Source organism: Silvimonas soli (assembly GCF_030035605.1).
Taxonomy (GTDB): Bacteria; Pseudomonadota; Gammaproteobacteria; order Burkholderiales; family Chitinibacteraceae; genus Silvimonas; species Silvimonas soli.
On the sequence record NZ_CP106736.1, the window covers coordinates 696,739 to 714,414 of the forward strand.

At 57.7% G+C, this 17,676-nt stretch carries 18 protein-coding genes; 9 read left to right on the forward strand and 9 right to left on the reverse strand.

From position 1 onward, the window contains the following. The first annotated feature begins 8 nt into the window (after positions 1–8). Together N7220_RS03240 and N7220_RS03245 are read left to right on the forward strand one after the other, a co-directional pair. Positions 9–1,391, forward strand: coding sequence for a sensor histidine kinase (locus N7220_RS03240; RefSeq protein ID WP_283150042.1), 1,383 nt, complete (start codon positions 9–11; stop codon positions 1,389–1,391). A 130-nt stretch (positions 1,392–1,521) separates the two neighbouring features. After that, a complete protein-coding gene (locus N7220_RS03245; protein WP_283150043.1) occupies positions 1,522–2,205 on the forward strand; it encodes a polysaccharide deacetylase family protein in 684 nt (227 codons plus the stop codon). A gap of 46 nt (positions 2,206–2,251) precedes the next feature. On the opposite strand, the gene tauD is transcribed toward N7220_RS03245, so the two are convergent. The 5 genes from tauD to tcuC form a co-directional block, all read right to left on the reverse strand. Further along, the gene (gene tauD, locus N7220_RS03250; RefSeq protein ID WP_283150044.1) at positions 2,252–3,088 is read right to left on the reverse strand and encodes a taurine dioxygenase; all 837 of its coding nucleotides are present in this window, start codon (positions 3,086–3,088) and stop codon (positions 2,252–2,254) included. Between the two features lie 186 nt (positions 3,089–3,274). After that, positions 3,275–4,135, reverse strand: coding sequence for a taurine ABC transporter permease TauC (gene tauC, locus N7220_RS03255; RefSeq protein ID WP_283150045.1), 861 nt, complete (start codon positions 4,133–4,135; stop codon positions 3,275–3,277). Next, positions 4,135–4,944 carry a taurine ABC transporter ATP-binding subunit gene (gene tauB / locus N7220_RS03260; RefSeq protein WP_283150046.1) on the reverse strand — a complete coding sequence of 270 codons (810 nt, stop codon included), beginning with the start codon at positions 4,942–4,944 and terminating at the stop codon, positions 4,135–4,137. The genes tauC and tauB overlap by 1 nt, the downstream gene beginning before the upstream one ends. Positions 4,945–5,043: 99 nt before the next feature. Beyond that, positions 5,044–6,033: a taurine ABC transporter substrate-binding protein gene (gene tauA, locus N7220_RS03265; protein WP_283150047.1), complete on the reverse strand. Its 990-nt coding sequence runs from the start codon at positions 6,031–6,033 to the stop codon at positions 5,044–5,046. Between the two features lie 200 nt (positions 6,034–6,233). Further along, positions 6,234–7,544, reverse strand: coding sequence for an MFS transporter (gene tcuC, locus N7220_RS03270; protein ID WP_283150048.1), 1,311 nt, complete (start codon positions 7,542–7,544; stop codon positions 6,234–6,236). 300 nt (positions 7,545–7,844) lie between these two features. On the opposite strand from tcuC, the gene N7220_RS03275 reads away from it, so the two are divergent. Next, on the forward strand, positions 7,845–8,267 hold the full coding sequence (locus N7220_RS03275) for an organic hydroperoxide resistance protein (protein ID WP_283150049.1): 423 nt from the start codon (positions 7,845–7,847) through the stop codon (positions 8,265–8,267). Between the two features lie 119 nt (positions 8,268–8,386). Continuing rightward, positions 8,387–8,842: a MarR family winged helix-turn-helix transcriptional regulator gene (locus tag N7220_RS03280; RefSeq protein WP_283150050.1), complete on the forward strand. Its 456-nt coding sequence runs from the start codon at positions 8,387–8,389 to the stop codon at positions 8,840–8,842. 199 nt (positions 8,843–9,041) lie between these two features. On the opposite strand, the gene N7220_RS03285 is transcribed toward N7220_RS03280, so the two are convergent. Beyond that, entirely contained in the window at positions 9,042–10,265 is a 1,224-nt protein-coding gene (locus tag N7220_RS03285) for an MFS transporter (protein WP_283150051.1), read from the reverse strand. A 139-nt stretch (positions 10,266–10,404) separates the two neighbouring features. Here N7220_RS03285 and N7220_RS03290 point away from each other — a divergent pair, with 139 nt between their 5' ends. After that, complete coding sequence (locus tag N7220_RS03290; protein ID WP_283150052.1) at positions 10,405–10,704, forward strand: type 2 periplasmic-binding domain-containing protein; 300 nt, start codon at positions 10,405–10,407, stop codon at positions 10,702–10,704. Between the two features lie 38 nt (positions 10,705–10,742). Here N7220_RS03290 and N7220_RS03295 read toward each other — a convergent pair whose 3' ends face one another. Together N7220_RS03295 and gcvA are read right to left on the reverse strand one after the other, a co-directional pair. After that, positions 10,743–11,687 (reverse strand): LysR family transcriptional regulator, encoded by a 945-nt coding sequence (locus N7220_RS03295; RefSeq protein ID WP_283150053.1) that lies wholly within the window; start codon positions 11,685–11,687, stop codon positions 10,743–10,745. A 392-nt stretch (positions 11,688–12,079) separates the two neighbouring features. Further along, a complete protein-coding gene (gene gcvA / locus N7220_RS03300) occupies positions 12,080–13,006 on the reverse strand; it encodes a transcriptional regulator GcvA (protein ID WP_283150054.1) in 927 nt (308 codons plus the stop codon). Between the two features lie 114 nt (positions 13,007–13,120). On the opposite strand from gcvA, the gene N7220_RS03305 reads away from it, so the two are divergent. The 3 genes from N7220_RS03305 (at position 13,121) to N7220_RS03315 (ending at position 15,713) form a co-directional block, all read left to right on the forward strand. Continuing rightward, on the forward strand, positions 13,121–13,453 hold the full coding sequence (locus N7220_RS03305; protein WP_283150055.1) for a DUF2917 domain-containing protein: 333 nt from the start codon (positions 13,121–13,123) through the stop codon (positions 13,451–13,453). Beyond that, complete coding sequence (locus N7220_RS03310; protein ID WP_283150056.1) at positions 13,453–14,142, forward strand: glutathione S-transferase family protein; 690 nt, start codon at positions 13,453–13,455, stop codon at positions 14,140–14,142. The genes N7220_RS03305 and N7220_RS03310 overlap by 1 nt, the downstream gene beginning before the upstream one ends. 371 nt (positions 14,143–14,513) lie before the next feature. Further along, on the forward strand, positions 14,514–15,713 hold the full coding sequence (locus N7220_RS03315; protein ID WP_283150057.1) for an acetylornithine transaminase: 1,200 nt from the start codon (positions 14,514–14,516) through the stop codon (positions 15,711–15,713). 219 nt (positions 15,714–15,932) lie between these two features. On the opposite strand, the gene N7220_RS03320 is transcribed toward N7220_RS03315, so the two are convergent. Then, entirely contained in the window at positions 15,933–16,958 is a 1,026-nt protein-coding gene (locus tag N7220_RS03320; RefSeq protein ID WP_283150058.1) for an AI-2E family transporter, read from the reverse strand. 123 nt (positions 16,959–17,081) lie between these two features. On the opposite strand from N7220_RS03320, the gene N7220_RS03325 reads away from it, so the two are divergent. Continuing rightward, the gene (locus N7220_RS03325; RefSeq protein WP_283150059.1) at positions 17,082–17,633 is read left to right on the forward strand and encodes a peroxiredoxin; all 552 of its coding nucleotides are present in this window, start codon (positions 17,082–17,084) and stop codon (positions 17,631–17,633) included. The last annotated feature ends 43 nt before the right edge of the window (positions 17,634–17,676 follow it).

The window sequence follows — 17,676 nt, forward strand, 5'->3', positions numbered from 1 at the left end:
AAGTCCGCATGCAACTGATCCAGCGTTTTTTCGGTTCGATCACCAATCGCGTATTTCTGCTGTTGGCTTTGGGCATTGTTGTAGCCATTTTTGTCACCTTCTCGTTGGCCATGCGCGAAGACCGGCAAACCATGCAAACCATGCGTAACGAGCACGAAGCCGAGCGCGTCGCGCAATTTGTGCGATTAATGGAATCGGTCCCTGATGGTGTGCGCACGCAGATTGCCCAGTCAGGCATGCAAATCGGCTTGCACGCCACGCTGAGCCCGCCGCAACCGATGGCAGCACAGGAAGATGATTCACTGATCGCCTTGCTACGCAGCCGCTTGCCCAAAGGCGTGGTTCTACGGCAGGCTGGCGCCAATACTGAATGCCGCCGCCCCGAAACCATGGCGCCAGGCTTCTTTCGTGGCGGACCGGCATCGCCGGAACACCAGAGCTGCCATCTGATTGACCTGACGTTGAGTGATGGCACGCCATTGCATCTCACACTGGGTTGGTCCGCGCCGCCACCTGGCGAACAGCCACCGCCGCCACGGACCAATTTTCCCTGGCACTGGCTGGTGTTCTTTAGCCTGATTGCCCTGCTGGCGTATCTGGGTGCGCGCATGATCGTCAAGCCATTGCGCCGCATGACCTATCTGGCCGAAGAGTTGGGACGCAATATCGATCGCCCGCCACTGCCCGAAGAAGGCCCGAGCGAAATCCGCCACGCCATTGCTGCGGTCAACGGCATGCAAGTACAGATTCGGCGGCATATCGAGCAGCGCATGTTCATGCTGTCAGCCATTGCGCATGACCTGCAAACGCCGCTCACCCGGCTGCGACTGCGGCTGGAAAAGGTGAATGACGAAACCCTGCGCAAGCAATTGCTGGGCGACCTGGCCGCCATGCAGCAAATGGTGCGCGAAGGCCTCGATTTTGCCCGCAGCATGAATTCGGTCGAGACCTTCCAGAACATTGATATCGATTCCTTGCTGGAAACGCTCTGCGCCGACGCCGCCGACGCGGGGCAAGACGTGTCTTTTGCCGGGCACACCGGCGCGACGGTGCAAGCCAGCGTGAGCTCGCTCAAGCGTTGTATCGCCAACCTGATGGATAACGCGGTCAAGTACGGCGAATACGCCAGGGTAGAAGCCACCTTGGTCGGCAAACAGGTGGAAGTTCGGGTGAGCGACGGTGGCCCGGGCGTTCCGGCCAATCTGCTCGAAAGCGTGTTTGACCCGTTCTTTCGGGTTGAGAATTCGCGCTCCCGTGAAACCGGGGGAGTCGGGCTGGGATTGGCGATTGCGCGCAATATCGCGCAAAAACATGGCGGCAAGCTACGATTGGAAAATGGCTCTGTCGGTGCCGTCGCCGTACTGACTCTGCCGGTGGCAAAACAAGTCTGACCACCGCATCGGCCTGCATAACAAAACACCGTTTGTCGCCTTTACGGCTTGCGGATGCATCCCGGGTATTCGCAAGCCCGTACGTAACGTTGTAGCACCTCAGCGATCAAGACCATCAGGACGCAAGAAGATGTACCAGCAGGAACTGGATCTCGCCCGTGCGCGCCGGTTTGCCGAGCAATATCCTGCCCACTGTTTTTATCAGGGCAGAGGCCGTGGCTTGGGCGTAGCACTGACTTTCAGTGATGGCCCCGCTGCCACCACCGCGGCGCTGCTGGATATGCTACGGGTGCATCGAATTCCTGCGACCTTCTTCTGGCAAGGCGACCAACTGGCCCGTAATCACCAGTTACTGCGCCAAGCGCTGGCAGACGGGCACACCATTGGCAATCTGTCGTGGGATCACCCGCATGCCGAATCCCTGTCGGTGATGGACTTCTGGCTGCAGCAAATTCAGCGGACTGATGATGAATTTCAGCGTCTGGCCGGCATTCGCCCACGCCTGTTTCGGCCGCCCTATGCCGAACTGACACCAGAACAATTGCGTATTCTGGTGGAGCACGATTTCCGGGTCATGGGTTGGTCCATTGACCCGCGAAACTGGGAAAACCCGACAGCACCCGAACGCGCCATTGAAGTGACCGAACAAGTGTTACGTCAGGCTTATCCGCAATCGATTGTTCTACTGCACGAAGGGCCGGTGACACTGGATAACGTGGTGGAAGTGGTCGACCAGATCGTGCCCAGCCTGAAATCCCGCGGCTACCACTTCGTGACCGCCGACCAGCTGGTTGGCGTCAAACCCTACGCCTGAGTTCGCATCGCTTCGCGTCATCCCCCCAAAAAAAGTAACCAGAAACTCAATACGGCTTGTCACCCAGGATGGTGGCGCGATGCATGATGCGCCGGTGCGGCAGATAATCCGCCACTGCATAGTGTTGGGTGATGCGGTTATCCCAGAAAGCCACGTCGTTTTCTTGCCAGCGCCAACGCAGGGTGAATTCGGGCCGGGCAATATGCGCAAACAAAAAGTCCAGTAGTGCCTGGCTTTCCCGCGCGCTGAATTCATTAATACGGGTGGTAAAGCCATCATTTACAAACAGCGCTTTCTTGCCGGTTTGCGGGTGAGTGCGAATCACTGGATGGGTGATCGGTGGGTGTCTGGCGCGGCTGGCATGCCATTGCGCATGCACCTCTTCGCTCACGGCAAAGCGTGTTTCCGGGAAAGACTTGCCAAAGTCGTGGGTAGCCGTCAGGCCATCCAGCAAGTGTTGCAGCGGTGGGGAGAGCGCCTCGTAAGCAGCCGTGCCGCTCGCCCACAATGTATCGCCCCCCGTTGGCGGCAACTGTTTGGCAGCCAGGATCGCTCCCAGCGGCGGCGTTTCAATGAAAGTGACATCGGTATGCCAGTTGTCGTTATCAGGCAGATTCTGGTCATGAGTATCCAGAATCAGCACTTCGGGCGTGTCTGGCACGTTCGGGTAGATCGGATGAATATGCAGATCGCCAAAGTGGCGGGCAAAGTTGCGTTGCTGCAGTGGAGTCAGTGGCTGTTCGCGAAAGAACAACACCTGGTACTGCAACAGCGCGTCTTTCAGGGCAGCGAAATGCCCGTCTGACAATGGCTCGGCCAGATTGACGCCTTCGATGATGGCGCCCAGCGCGGCGCCGATTGGGGTGAATTGCAATGTAGTCATGTTCCTGGCTCTTTATGTATCCATATCCGCAACGCCCACACTCGTAGCCGGATGAAGCAACGCGGGAATCCGGGGCCACAATATTGGAAAACTCAAACCAGTTGCCCGTTGCAGCATGGCAACCCCGGATTCTCACTACGTTTCATCCGGGCTACGTCTGCGCTGCATCACCACTTCGCCCAAGAATCAACCTCTGGCGATCGTCCAGGGCGTGACCTTGCGCTGTATCCACCTCAACCCCAGTTCCAGCGCAAACGCGACGACGGCAATGACGGCAATGCCCAGTACTACGACATCTGTCACCAGAAACTGTGCTGCCGATTGCACCATAAAGCCCAATCCCCGCGTTGCGGCAACCAGTTCGGCGGCAACCAGCGTTGACCAACCCGTGCCCAGACCAATACGCACACCGGTGAGGATGTCTGGCAACGCACCGGGCAAAATCACGTAGCGGATCAATTGCCAACGCGAGGCGCCCAGTGACTGCGCAGCGCGAATGCGCGTCTGGTCAGCCGAACGCACGCCAGCAGCGGTGGAGATGGCAATGGGCGCAAAAATGGCCAGGTAAATCAGCAGGACTTTCGAAAGTTCGCCGATCCCGAACCAGATCACGATCAGCGGCAAGTAGGCCAGCGGCGGGATGGGCCGGTAGAACTCAATCAACGGGTCCAGCACAGCGCGTATGCGCGGTGACAGGCCAATGGCAATGCCCACCGGTACCGCAAATAACACCGCAGCGACCAACGCCAGCAACACGCGCGTCAGGCTGGCAACCAGATGCTGCCACAAGGTGGCATCGACAAAGCCGCTGGTCGACACCGTCCAGAACTTCCTGGCAACGGCTTGAGGTGATGGCAAGAACAGCGGCTGGATCAATCCCGCCGTGGTGATCGCCCACCACAGCAAAACCAGGACGCCAATGGTCAGCAGGCTAACCCGCAAACCGTGATTGCTGCGGGCTGGATCCGGCGTAAGCTGTTCGCGTTCGGCCTCAATACTGGCCGCCTCCAGCAAGGGTAATTCGGTGCTGACAAGTGTCTGTTCCATTACGCCCACTCCTTGCCACGCTGGGCAAAAACCTTGCTCAATACATGTTCGCGCGTGGCAATAAACGCCGGATCAGATTTGATACTGCGTGCTGACTCGCCAGCAATGTAGCGGCGACTGAAGTCCAGTGGCAGCCGCTCGACAATCCGACCCGGGCGCGGGGACATCAACACCAGTTCTGAAGCCAGGAAAACAGCTTCTTCGATATCGTGAGTGATGAGCAGAATGCGCTTGCCGGTCTGGTGCCATAACGACAGGACCAGCTCTTGCATCTGTTCCCTGGTAAAGGCATCCAGCGCGGCAAAAGGCTCGTCCATCAACAGGACTTCTGGCCCTGCCGCCAAGGCCCGCGCCAGGCCGACCCGCTGGCGCATGCCGCCAGACAATTGCCAGATGTGGTGCTGTTCAAATCCGGCCAGATCAACTTGCCGCAAAACCTCGGTGGCTCGCGCATTGCGTTCAGCGGTCGCTACGCCTTGCAGTTTCAAGCCAAAGGCGACGTTTTCCAGCACATTCAGCCATGGCAATAAAGCGTTGTCCTGAAACACGACGCCGCGCGCTGCAGCTGGCCCCTGTACTTGCTGCCCGGCAAATTCCACCCGGCCCGCCGATGGCTTGAGGAAGCCGGCGATCAGGTTCAACAGTGTGGTTTTACCGCAGCCGGATGGCCCAAGTGCGACGACCAGTTCGCCCGCATTGATGCGGAGCGACACATCCTGCAATGCGGCCTCGTTACGCGCATGGCCCGGAAAATGCACGCTGACCCGATCCACTATCAGGCTGTCACTATTTGCTGAAGCTGTCGTCATTGCGGTATTCCTGAAATCCGGAGCGGCGGCCCCGACTTGCGACCGCCCGCTTCTGTTGCATACCCGCACCTGCGGGCGCATCAAAGACTCATGTTGCGCTCACTTGGCGGCGGTCTGCGCGTACTTGCCATCAACATACGGTGCGTAGCTTGGCTGCACGCTGTCGACCTTGCCTTGTTCCTTGAGGAAGGAGGAAGTCTGAGCGATGGCTTGGGCAATTTGCGGGCCTAGCAACTTCGCTTGTTCGGATGCATCCGGGTAGCCGTTGCCTTCCAGCAGACCGGAGATTTCTTCCGGCTTGGCACCGGTCAGGCGCGATACTTTGTCCACATTGGCAGTGTTGGCCAGCCAGGCTTTGGGGTTGGCGTTGTAATCGGCATAAGCCTTGAGTGTGACCTTGGCGAAGTTGGCGACAAACTCAGGATGCTTCTCGGCGAAATCCTTGCGCACGATCCAGGCATCAAAGGTTGGCGCGCCCCATTTGCCTACTTCGGTCGAAGTCACCAGCAGCTTGCCACTTTCTTTGGCCTTGCCCAGCGCCGGGTCCCACACGTAGGCGGCATCGATATCGCCCCGTTGCCATGCGGCAGTGATTTCGGATGGACGCAGATTCAGGATTTGCACTTTGGTCGGGTCAATCTGCCAGTGCTTGAGTGCTGCGAGCAGGCTGTAGTGCGTCGTGGAGACAAACGGCACGGCGACTTTCTTGCCGATCAGATCTTGCGGCTTGTTGATGGTGGCGCCGTTACGCACTACCAGTGCTTCAGCCGAGCCAATCTGCACGGCAATCAGGAAGGTCTGGATTGGTAAACCTCGACTGGCCGCAGCAGCCAGCGGGCTGGAGCCGACATAACCCACTTGCACATCGCCTGAAGCCACCGCCGCAATAACCTCGGCGCCGCTTTCAAACTTGCGCCAGTTGATTTTGCTGTTGGTGGCTTTTTCATACAGGCCATCGGCTTGCGCGACCTTGGCCGGTTCTACTGTGGTCTGGTAGGCCACCGTGACGTCTTCAGCGTGAGCTGCCGTAGCCAGTCCGGCCAGTGCAATGATCGGTACCAGCCATTTCCAGGAGTGCAGTTTGGTCATCTCGAATCCCTTTGTTTTAGCGTTGCTTTGGTGTGATGCGACCAATCTAACAAAGCGACTTATTAACAAGAAGGAATATTAAATGATGTTTATATATTTTTATTGAATAAAAAAACTGGCCGTTATATCACCGTGCGGACCAGAAATAACAAAGGCTCCAATGAGGAGCCTTTGTGGTCAACCTTGCTGAAACGGTGAGATCAGGCGCGGGCCAGTTTGGGCGCTACGGCCGGGGACTGGTCAAAGCGCCCCATGCGGCTAAGAATCAACGTGGCGATCAAGCCGCTGGCAGCGGCAAACGTCAGCCACAAACCAGGCATGGCCTTGTTGCCGGTGGCGTGAATCAAGCCGGTCGCAATCGCCGGGGTGAAACCACCGAAGATGGCCGTCGCCAGGCTATACGCCATGGAGAAACCGGTGGTGCGCACATGCGGCGGCATCATTTCAATCAGCGTCACCACCATGGCACCGTTATAGCTGGCGTAAATGAAGGACAGCCAGAGTTCTACCGCCAGCAAATGGCCGAAGGACGGCGACTGCACCAGCCACGCCAATGCCGGGTACGCGGTCAGCAGGCTGAGTACGGTAAAGGTAATCAACAATGGTTTGCGGCCAATACGGTCAGACAAGGCGCCCATGACTGGCAGCCAGAACAGGTTGGAAATCCCCACGCACACCGTAACAACCAGCGTCTCGATATCCCCCAGTTTGAGTTCGGTTTTGCCAAACGTCGGGGTATAGGCCGTGATCATGTAGAACGACACCGTAGTCATCACCACCAGCAAGGTGCCCAGAATGACGATGCCCCAGTTCTGGATAATGGAACTGTAGATTTCCTGGGGCGTCGGGCGGTGTTTGCGTTGCTGGAACTCTTCGGTTTCCTGTAGCGAACGACGGATGATGAACAGGAACGGCACAATCAGACAGCCAATCACAAACGGCACGCGCCAGCCCCAGGCATCCATCTGGCCATGGGACAGGTTTGAGGCCAGCAATACCCCCAGCACCGCCGCAAATACCACTGCCACTTGCTGGCTGGCCGACTGCCAGCTCACGTAAAAGCCCTTGTTACCCGGGCTGGCAATTTCAGCCAGATAAACCGAGACGCCACCCAGTTCCACCCCGGCAGAAAAACCCTGCAGCAAACGCCCCGCCACCACCAGCAAGGGCGCAGCAATGCCAATGGAGGCATAGCCCGGCACGCAGGCGATCAGCAAGGTGCCACAGGCCATCAGACCCAGAGTAAGAATCAGCCCGGCGCGGCGGCCGTGGCGGTCAATATAGGAGCCCAGCACGATCGCACCCAGCGGGCGCATCAGGAAACCGGCGCCAAACGTCACCAGTGCCAGCATGAGCGAGAGAAATTCGTTACCGCTCGGGAAGAACGTTTTGGCAATGGCTGCGGCGTAATAGCCATACACCATGAAGTCATACATTTCGAGGAAGTTACCGCTAACCACCCGGAATACCGCACCTGCCGGTGTCTGCGTCGAAGAAGAAGCTGAAGCCATTGCCGCTTGCCTTGTACATGGATTGACATGATCGATTATCCAGAGCTTGTAGTCGCCCCGCCGTAACTACTTTCCGCAATCCGGAATCTCCAAACGCCGGTCAACCGTTCCATTATTTATTGTTTTAAATCAATTTTTACCAGATATGCCGAATGGGTTGGGCTGGGCCGTATGACCGTTCATCCATATTTTTATTTTATGCGTTGCACATTTATATTGTGCGCAATAGTATTGTTTCACAAACAAAGACCAGACAACATCTAATCTCTCTTGCAAAGTCTTTTACAAAGGAAAACTGCCATGACCATTCTTTATCGCACCAAAGCGACTACCCACGGCGGCCGTAATGGCCGGGTTGAATCTGCCGACGGCCTGTTCTCGGCGGAGCTGGCCATGCCCAAAGAACTGGGCGGCGGTAACAAAGTGGGCACCAATCCAGAGCAACTGTTTGCCGCTGGCTACGCCGCATGTTTTGAAAGCGCAATCCAGTTTGTGGCCGGCCAAGGCAAAGTGAAAATTGGGGCGACTCAGGTTGAAGCAGAAGTCGGCATTGGTCCGCGCGCCGAAGGCGGCTTCAAGCTGGAAGTCTCGCTCAAGGCTACGGTAGGTGGCGTGGATCAAGCGACTGCCGAAAAACTCGTCGCGACCGCGCATGAAGTTTGCCCGTACTCCAACGCCACCCGCGGCAATATCGTGGTGAACGTGCAGGCTTTCGCTGGTTAAGTGAGCCAGCAGGCGGGATCGTGCAACAAGCCTGCGATAGCATGGGCAGCCGCTCATGCTATCGTATTGGCGTCTGTGCCCCGCTGCGGGCTGATCCCAACTCCACTTGATACGCACTGATGACCACTCCCAATCTGCTCACCCTGGACCAGCAACTGTGCTTTCCGCTCTACGCAGCCAGCAACTTGATGACGCGCCTGTACCGGCCGTTGCTGGAAGAACTGGAGCTGACCTATCCGCAATATCTGGTGATGATGGCGCTGTGGGAAACCGCACCGCGCAGCGTGGGAGAGCTGGGCAAACAGTTGTATCTGGACACCGGCACCCTCACCCCGCTGCTCAAGCGGTTACAGACACACGGCCTGGTGACCCGCCAGCGTGATGCGGCAGATGAACGTCGCGTGATAGTCGATCTAACCGAAGCCGGTCGCGCCCTGCGCACCAAAGCCGAAGCCGTGCCACCGGCGTTGTTGTGCGCGTTGCCGATGTCACTGGAAGAACTGGCAGATATTCGTGGGCGCTTGCAGGGATTTTTGGCGCTGTTGAGTGAGGCAGATCCACGGAATAACGGGTGAGTGTTTGGCCATGCTGGCGTGGCCTGGCTAGCGGCATGAGCACCAAGCTGTTTTGCCGGTGGCAAGCAGTACTGTAAAACACGCCGACCGAGAGTCGGACCCTGGGTCTCCGACTCTCGGTCGGCGTGGTTTGCGGCATTGTTAGCCGATTGCAGAAACTGCAACTGCAAACCCTTGCTACCGCCGCGTCACAAGCTCTCTACCCATATACCGCCAGCGAAATCACCTTCCTCTTCGGAAAGAAATACCAAACGGCAGTCATAACCTGCAACCCCAGCAAAATCCCCCACGCCACCAAATGAGCCACCGCCGGGTAATGGCCATCCGTTGCCGGCCACAGGCTTAGCACCGATCCCACGGCCAGTTGGCACAAAAAGATCAACACAAAAATCAGCAACGTCAGACTGGTGTTTACACGGCCAATCAACTGGATGGGAAAGTGCTCGACCAGCACCGCGTAGCTGAGAATGCCGCAGCCACCAACCAGACCGTAGGCGGCCCAAAGCAGCCATAAAGGGACGGCAACCTGCGCCATGATCAGCCCTTGTATCAGCATGAACAACAACATGCCAAAGCCGGAAAACAAACGCACGCTGATACCGTGACGCTCCAATGACCGCGCCAGGAAACCGAAGCCGACACTACCGGCCATCATGGCTACGCCCAGCACTGAGATCACCGAGCCTACCTGAGCTGGCGCGAGGCCACTGACGTCGCGCAGGTACGGCGCCATCCATAGCGATTGCATGGCGTAGAACACACCCTGGGTCATTGAAGAAAACGCGGCCACCTTCCAGAAAACCGGGCTTTTGAGCACATGCCACGATCCGAGCAACTGGCTTTTGAAGTCAGCCTCGTGCGCAACTTCGCGGCTTTTGGGCACGCCAAACCAGATACCCAGCGCCACCAGTGCCGAAAAGCCGGCCAGACCAAAACAGATGGAACGCCAATCGGTCAGACTTAATAGCCACAGCAGCGGCGAACCCATGGCCACACCACCCAGCCCGCCAATGGCCATGGTCAGGCCATTCAGTAACGGCAGGCGCTTGAAGTCGAACCATTGCGCTAGCGCTTTGAACGCCGCGCCCAGGCAAGCAGCCAGACCGATCCCGATCAGCAGACGGCCCAACATCAAACCGGATTTGCTGGTGGCCATGCCAAAGACCACTGAACCCGTTGCTGCCACCAGGATCAACACGGCGGTGACGCGGCGCGAGCCAAAGCGGTCTAGCAGAATGCCGACGGGCAATTGCGCACCGGCGAAACCCAGAAAATACAGGCTGGTCAGCAACCCCAGATCTGCAGCAGACATACCCAGTTCATGCGTCAGATACGGCGCAAAACCGAGGTTTACCCCGCGATAAACGTACGAAACAAAATAGCCTAGGGCAAACAAGAAAAACACACGCAAAGCGGCAGGCATGATCAGATTCCGGTAATGCATTCAGGACACGATTGTCCGGGCTTTGAGTCAATCTGGCGAACGAAAGCTTTCGACCACCAATGTGAGTAAAATTTGCTGACATGACGACCCGAATCTCTGCCCTGGCCGGTATATCGGCATGTGGCATCAGCGTATCCACAAACAGGGTTTTCATAGCCACAAGCTACTGGACGACCGCGTGGTGGCAGTGGCCAGCCAAGGTTTGCTGGCGCGATACCCAAACTTTGAGTTGGCCGATTTACCCAGATTGCCCATGTTGTGGCTGACTTTGCGCTGCTGGCATGACTGGCTGGTGGCAGCGGGTTTACCGCCAGATGAACCCGAGCGCGGGCCGGTATTCCTGGCGCGAGAACCATCTGCGGAAATCGGCGATCTGCCGTTTTTTAACGAATGGCTGCATCAACAGTCTGGCTCGTGAGCGACATTTGAATTGAACGGACTCGCCCGCAATCCTCATCAATCGTGGTTTGCGGCCAACGTAACCCATGGCGCGGTTTTGCTGAGTGGCGAGTCGGTCAGCAAGGCTTCTACAGCATCCAGAAAATGGCGGCTCTTGGCAGGCATCAGGCTGCGCGCAGGCAGCAATGCGTAGATGCGCAAGGGATGCGGCTCGTAATCTGGCAGCAGCGGCACCAGTCGGCCCGCATCACATTCGTCCTCACAAAAACTGCGAGCCAGCACGGTGGCGCCTAAACCCGAGACCGCCGCACGCACTCGCAGCCACGCGTTGGCGGTACGCAAACGCGGATGCAACGGTAGCGTAATTTCGTCGGCCTCAGATTTGCTGGAGAAGGTCCACTCCCCCTCGTAGGGAGCGGCAATCTGCGGCCAGTGGGCCAGGTCCGCCGGTATCTTGGGCTGGCCCAATTGCGCCACCAGTTCTGGCGAAGCATACAAACCGCGCGGGGCATCAAACACCCGCCGTGCAACCTGGCGAGAATCGGGCAGCGGCAGCGCTGTCACCACAAATGCAATGTCGTAACCGTCGGCCAGCGGATCGACAATGCCCGAGACCACGTCCACTTCAATCGATAATTTGGGATGGCGCAGCATCATCTCCGTGATGACGTCACCCAATTGCATGCTGCCAAATTCGTAAGTCGCGGCGATGCGCAATACGCCGCCCAGCGAGGCATCACCGGCATCGACATGATCGGCGATATCTTCCAGCCGTTCGAACAATGGCCCGATTTCCTGCATCAGCCTCTCACCGTCTTCGGTCAGGCGCATGCGGCGGGTACTGCGCTCCAGCAAACGCACGCCCAACCGCTGCTCCAGCCGGGCAACCGCCATGCTTACCGTCGATTTGGGTACGTCCATGCGTTCGGCGGCACGCGTAAAGCCGCCCAGCCGCGCCACGCTCACAAAACAATGCCAGTCATTCCAGTCGTTTGTTCTCATAAATGAACAATAAATCCATCGTTGGCGGTTTATTCGTTGCCGAAATCAACCTGGTATTTACCTGCGCAAACAACACGCTCAGCTTGTTTGTATTCGGGGAAAGGGCTGATGCGCCGATTCAAAACGGCGCAGCGCTGCGGGCTGGCTATTATGCGCGGCGTCTAACCGTTGGCGCCAGGTGGTTGATCTGCCGATCGGCTACATATTGGCCAGTGCAATGCTCGACCAGGTAAAACCCGGTTTTGTTCCACGTTGGCGGGAGTTTCTCTTCCGCGATCACTTAGCAGCACTGAAAATGACGTCAACTTGCCGACAATTGCACCAAAAATATGCCAATTACAGAAAATATCCGCATTCGAATCAACCTCATTTTCCGCTGCTGTATTGCCGATTCACGACGTGGCGACAGCTGACTCCCCTTGCAACGATGCGGGCAATTGCGCCAGATATTGCGCCACTTGTTCCACCAGCCAGGCCGAGAAATCCTGCAACTTGCGGGTGCCCTCGGTGCGCAACGGCCACACCAGCCAGTATCCGCGATTGGGATAAGGCATCGAGATATCAGTCAGCTGCACCAACTCGCCGGTTCGCAGCATATCGACCACCAGCGACAGTCGCGTCAGTGCTATGCCCTGCCCAAGTTTCACCGCCTGCAATAACAAATTGGAGTCATTGCAATTCAGGCCATTGGGCTCGGGGCCGTCGATACCCGCCGCGATATACCACGGCCGCCAGTTCTCTACCGAGCGCACCACCGGACAACGCATTACCTGCGCTGCGGTCTGCGGTAAATCGCCACCATTGAAGTGCGGGGCCGCGACCACCAGCAAACGGTCCTCCAGCAAAAACAGTTGCTTGACGTCCGGCCACTGGCCATTACCCATGCGGATTGCCACGTCCACCAGACCGCCCCGCAAATCGTCTACGGCCAGCCCGGCGCGCAAGCGCAAACGGTATTCCGGATGGCGGCGGCTGAAGTCTGGCAAGCGCGGCACCAGCCAGTGCAAGCCAAATGAAGGCAGTACCGAGATCACCAGTTCATTTGGGCGCGGGCCGGCTTGCACCCATTGCGTTGCCTCACCGATTTCGCCCAGCGCAATGCGAATCTGCATGGCATATACGCGGCCCTCATCGGTCAAAATCAGCCGCTTTCCCTGGCGCTCAAACAACGCGACGCCCAGAAATTCTTCCAGCGCCCGCAACTGGTGACTGACGGCGCCGTGAGTAACAAACAGCTCATCGGCAGCCTGGACCACGCTGCCCAGACGCGATACCGCTTCAAAAGCCCGCAATGCAGGAAGAGGAGGAAGGGGGTTCACAGCGCGGTCCGTTAGTTTTATTCACATAAAGATCGAAAATATATCGGTTTTTGTCAAGCAATTCTGCGGATATAGTCAACCTCATGTAAATGTCATTACCTGAAGAGGGCTATCATGCAAACCAGAATCATTTTGCAAAACGGCGAATTGCTGCGGCTAGACCGGCACGAGCACTACAGCGTCGCCTGTGAGTCTGGCGAAGCCTGGATCACCATCTCCGGTGTTTCGCGCGATATTATTTTGCATGGTAAAGAGCGCGCCCAACTGGCACCCGGCGTTGCGCTGATCGAAGGCCATGGCGAGTTGCAGATCATTCCTACCCCTCCTGGCTGGGCTTACCGGCTGCTGTTGGCCAGTGCCCGTGGCTTGCTCACTCTGGCGCGACATCTGCGCCGCCGCCCGCGTATTGCGGCCGCGATTTGTTTGACTCCTGACAGGACTATCTAATGGCTTACACGCTGTATATCGGTTACAAAAACTATTCGTCGTGGTCGCTGCGGCCCTGGATTTTGTTGCGGCACTTGGGTATCCCGTTTGTGGAGATTCCGGTGCAGGTCAGCGGGCTTGGCCCTAACGCAAGTCACCGATCCTATTCCGACAACGGTCTGGTGCCCTGTCTGCATGAAGGTGATATCCGTATCTGGGAAAGCCTGGCGATCTGTGAATACATTGCCGAGCAATACCCGCAAGCCTGGCCTGCCGACAAACACGCCCGCGCCTTTGCCCGCGCCATTTCGTCTGAAATGCACGCTGGCTTTGGCAACGTACGCGGCAATATGCCGATGAACGTCAAATTGCGCGCTGTCGGCAAACCCTTGCCAGAAAACATCCAGACCGATGTCGATCGCATCTGCGCCATCTGGCAAGAGGCCCGCACCCGCTTTGCGACGACTGATGGCCCTTATCTGTTTGGCGAGTTCAGCATTGCCGACGCCATGTACGCCCCGGTGGTCTGGCGCTTTTACTGTTACAACGTGCCCTTGCCCGCCGTCGCCGCGCAGTATCGCGACACCATGCTCGCGCACCCGGCAATGCAAGCTTGGGAGCGCGCTGCGCTGGCTGAAACGGTGAGCATTGCGGAAAGCGACGCCCTGCTGGCGGTTTGGGGTGGATCGCGGGAGAAGGTCACTCTCTGAGTATTGCCTGGCAACGGGCTTTGCCATGATGTGGTGCTGGACCCACGTCATGGCCAACGGCCCGTTTGCGCCGCAGAAAAATTCCTGCTTACCCCGTTGACATAAACCCCGCTTCCCCGGCAGGATAAAAAACATGAATTCCCACCACGCCCAACTCCGACGCAACAACGCGGCCCGCCGAGCCTCAATCGCGGGCCGTGGCGCGTTGCCATGGGCGTGTCTCACAACACTGGAGCAGTCCCCTGACTAACCAGCGTTACTGAAGACAAGACCAGACAACGGGCCGCGAGCTTAACAACTCGCGGCCCGTTTCGTTTTGCGCCGCCCCTTTTACCCGATCGACGACCCAACTACTTTGCACGGAGAAGATGATGACCGGTTTGACCCGCAACACCACGCATCTCATGCCCATTACCGAACGCCCGCCGATTGTGTTTACTCGCGGCGCCGGTTCGTATTTGTACGACGAGGCCGGGCTGGCCTATCTGGACTGGATGCAAGGTTGGGCGGTCAATTGTCTGGGTCACGCCCCGGATGTCATCGTCGCGGCGCTGGCGCGCCAGGCCAGTACGCTGATTACCTCCAGCCCGGCGTTTCACAATCTGCCCGCCGCCGAGCTGGCCAGCTTGCTGGTACAACACAGCGCAATGGATCAGGTGTTTCTGGCCAATACCGGTGCCGAAGCCAATGAAGGCGCGATCAAGCTGGCGCGCAAGTGGGGACAGCTGCACAAGCAAGGCGCGTTTGAAGTGATCACCTTCGGCAAGGCGTTTCATGGTCGCACCATCGCCATGATGTCCGCCTCGGGCAAGCCGGGTTGGGACACTTATTTTCCGCCGCAGGTGCCGGGCTTTCCCAAGGCCACACTCAACGACCTGAACAGCGTCAGAGCGCTGATCGGCCCACAAACCGTGGCGATCATGCTCGAACCCATCCAGGGTGAAGGCGGCGTTAATCCGGCCAGTCTGGCGTTCATGCGTGGTCTGCGGGCATTGTGCGATGAACACTATCTGCTGCTGATTCTGGATGAGATCCAGACCGGCTGCGGACGTACCGGCACGCTGTTTGGCTATCAGCAGTACGGCATCGAGCCAGACATCATGACGCTGGGTAAAGGCCTGGGCGGCGGCGTGCCGATCTCTGCACTACTGGCAAAGCAGCATTGCTGCGTGTTTGAACATGGCGATCAGGGCGGCACGTTCTGCGGCAACCCGCTCACGGCGGCGGTCGGCATAGCGGTATTCAATGCACTGATCGCACCGGGTTTCCTGGAGAACATTGAACTGCGCAGCCAACAGCTAACCGATGGACTGCAACAAATCAGCCACGATCTGGACCTTGGCGAAGTGCGCGGAGCGGGTTTGCTGCTGGCGCTGGAACTGGCCGCGCCCATCGGCCCGCAAGTGGTGGATGCGGCCCGGCGCAACGGCTTGCTGCTGAACTCGCCACGGCCACAGTGTTTGCGGTTTATGCCTGCGCTAAACAGCACGGAGGTAGAGATTCGCAACGGTTTGCGGATTCTGCGGCAAACGCTGGAGCATTGCCGGAACGCCCAAACCGTTGCCGTTTGAGTTTGGAATCCCGCTGAAATCGCAGCTTCGTAGCCCGGATGAAGCGAGCCCACGGGGGTACTCCCACAAAGCCATCAGATATCACTTATGGCGGTTGCCGCGGGGTAGCGAGAATCCGGGGTTGCAATGCGGGCGAATATCGCGACCACCCGCTTTGCATTCCCCTTGGCAGTACCCCAGATTGCTGCGCGAATCCGGGCTACGAAAAAAAGCACTGAGCTAAACCAGATCCCGCAGCGCCAGCTCACTCTTGATATACGCATAAAACACCGGGGCCGAAGCCAGACCGGCGATACCGAACATGGTTTCGCCAATCAGCATAGCCAGCAATAGCTCCCATGCGCTGGCATGAATGCGGCTACCGACAATGCGCGCATTCAGAAAGTATTCCAGCTTGTGTATCACGATCAGGAACAACAACGAGGCCACAGCGATGGGCAGCGAGTGCGACAGACTCACCACAAAGATAACCGTATTGGAGATGAGATTGCCAATCACCGGCAGCAGCCCGACGATAAACGCCACCAGAATCATGGTTTTGGTCAGCGGCAGATGCACGCCGAACGCGGGCAAAATCGCCGCCAGATAGATGCCGGTAAAGAGAGTGTTGAGTGCCGATATCCTGACCTGCGCGACCACCACCTGTTTGAATGAGCGGCCAAACATGCGAGTGCGACAGCGTAACGCGGCGGCCAGAGGCTTGCTGTTTTCTTCCGGCATGATGTCGTTGATGGCCACCATGGCGCCAATGATCAGGCCGATCAGGGCGTGTACAAACACCTTGCTGGCTTGCGCGCCGAACAGACGCATCTCGGTGGAATGGGTGCGCAGCCAATCCACTGTCATCTGCCGCGCCTCTTCTGCGTTAGAGGGAAGGTAGGCGGCGATGCTGTCGGGCAAGGTGTCGGATGCATCGTCGATGATCTGCGCCATTTTCTGAAATAACGCAGACAAACCCGTTTCACTGCGCACAAACGCAGATGCCGCCAGCGACAACCCAACCAATGCAGCGATCACCACCGTCGCCAGTAACAGAGCCGCCAGCAGTCGCCCACGCGAACCATTGGCGAGGCGAGAAACCACCGGCGCCAGCGTGTGGATCAGCACAAAGGTAATCATGCCGGCGAACAATGCCGGAATCAGATTCAACAAGAGCGATCCGGCAATGAACAAACCAGCCAGGATCAACGACGCAATTTCAACCTTCGGTCCGTACGGTCTGGATTTCTGAGCGGGCAGCGGCATTGTGCAGTGACTCTTTTTATAGGGCGATCATCGCGATCGTAACAGTGGCAGGCAACTTCGCTGCGCTACTGTAGCCTAATATAGTGCTGAATCAACGCGGCCCAAGACCGCAAAGGATATTTGATGAAAAACCGTATCGCCATGCTGGTCTTCGGCACCTTGTTTTCGACCGCCGCTCTGGCCGCCCTGCCCGTTGGCTCAGCTGCACCAGACTTCACCACGCAGGCATCGCTAGGCGGCAAGGTTTATAGCTACACGCTGGCCGAAGAACTCAAGAAAGGCCCGGTCGTGCTGTATTTCTACCCTGCCGCGTTCACCAAGGGTTGCACCATTGAGGCTCACGACTTTGCCGATGCCACGGATAAATACAAGGCGCTGGGTGCCACGGTGATTGGTGTCTCTAAAGATGACATCAGCACGCTGAACAAGTTTTCGGTCTCCGAATGTCGCAGCAAGTTTCCGGTAGCGTCCGATGCCGATCAGAAAATCATGAAGTCTTATGACGCCGTGTTGGCATTCAAGACGTCGATGGCCGATCGGGTATCGTTTGTGATTACGCCTGACGGCAAGATCATCTACGAATACCAGGCCCTGAATCCGGACAAACACGTCGCCAACACCTTGAAAGCACTGGAAGACTGGAAAGCCGGCAAACCGGTGAGTGTTGCTAACTGATTGCGTGCACGACGGTTGATCCCGTTACCGAGCGACATAACAA

Excerpts from the sequence above, each read along its gene's own strand:
- N7220_RS03240 (WP_283150042.1), top strand. The coding sequence starts at position 9 with ATGCAACTGATCCAGCGTTTTTTCGGTTCGATCACCAATCGCGTATTT.
- N7220_RS03245 (WP_283150043.1), top strand. The coding sequence starts at position 1,522 with ATGTACCAGCAGGAACTGGATCTCGCCCGTGCGCGCCGGTTTGCCGAG.
- tauD (WP_283150044.1), bottom strand. The coding sequence starts at position 3,088 with ATGACTACATTGCAATTCACCCCAATCGGCGCCGCGCTGGGCGCCATC.
- tauC (WP_283150045.1), bottom strand. The coding sequence starts at position 4,135 with ATGGAACAGACACTTGTCAGCACCGAATTACCCTTGCTGGAGGCGGCC.
- tauB (WP_283150046.1), bottom strand. The coding sequence starts at position 4,944 with ATGACGACAGCTTCAGCAAATAGTGACAGCCTGATAGTGGATCGGGTC.
- tauA (WP_283150047.1), bottom strand. The coding sequence starts at position 6,033 with ATGACCAAACTGCACTCCTGGAAATGGCTGGTACCGATCATTGCACTG.
- tcuC (WP_283150048.1), bottom strand. The coding sequence starts at position 7,544 with ATGGCTTCAGCTTCTTCTTCGACGCAGACACCGGCAGGTGCGGTATTC.
- N7220_RS03275 (WP_283150049.1), top strand. The coding sequence starts at position 7,845 with ATGACCATTCTTTATCGCACCAAAGCGACTACCCACGGCGGCCGTAAT.
- N7220_RS03280 (WP_283150050.1), top strand. The coding sequence starts at position 8,387 with ATGACCACTCCCAATCTGCTCACCCTGGACCAGCAACTGTGCTTTCCG.
- N7220_RS03285 (WP_283150051.1), bottom strand. The coding sequence starts at position 10,265 with ATGCCTGCCGCTTTGCGTGTGTTTTTCTTGTTTGCCCTAGGCTATTTT.
- N7220_RS03290 (WP_283150052.1), top strand. The coding sequence starts at position 10,405 with ATGTGGCATCAGCGTATCCACAAACAGGGTTTTCATAGCCACAAGCTA.
- N7220_RS03295 (WP_283150053.1), bottom strand. The coding sequence starts at position 11,687 with ATGAGAACAAACGACTGGAATGACTGGCATTGTTTTGTGAGCGTGGCG.
- N7220_RS03305 (WP_283150055.1), top strand. The coding sequence starts at position 13,121 with ATGCAAACCAGAATCATTTTGCAAAACGGCGAATTGCTGCGGCTAGAC.
- N7220_RS03310 (WP_283150056.1), top strand. The coding sequence starts at position 13,453 with ATGGCTTACACGCTGTATATCGGTTACAAAAACTATTCGTCGTGGTCG.
- N7220_RS03315 (WP_283150057.1), top strand. The coding sequence starts at position 14,514 with ATGACCGGTTTGACCCGCAACACCACGCATCTCATGCCCATTACCGAA.
- N7220_RS03320 (WP_283150058.1), bottom strand. The coding sequence starts at position 16,958 with ATGCCGCTGCCCGCTCAGAAATCCAGACCGTACGGACCGAAGGTTGAA.
- N7220_RS03325 (WP_283150059.1), top strand. The coding sequence starts at position 17,082 with ATGAAAAACCGTATCGCCATGCTGGTCTTCGGCACCTTGTTTTCGACC.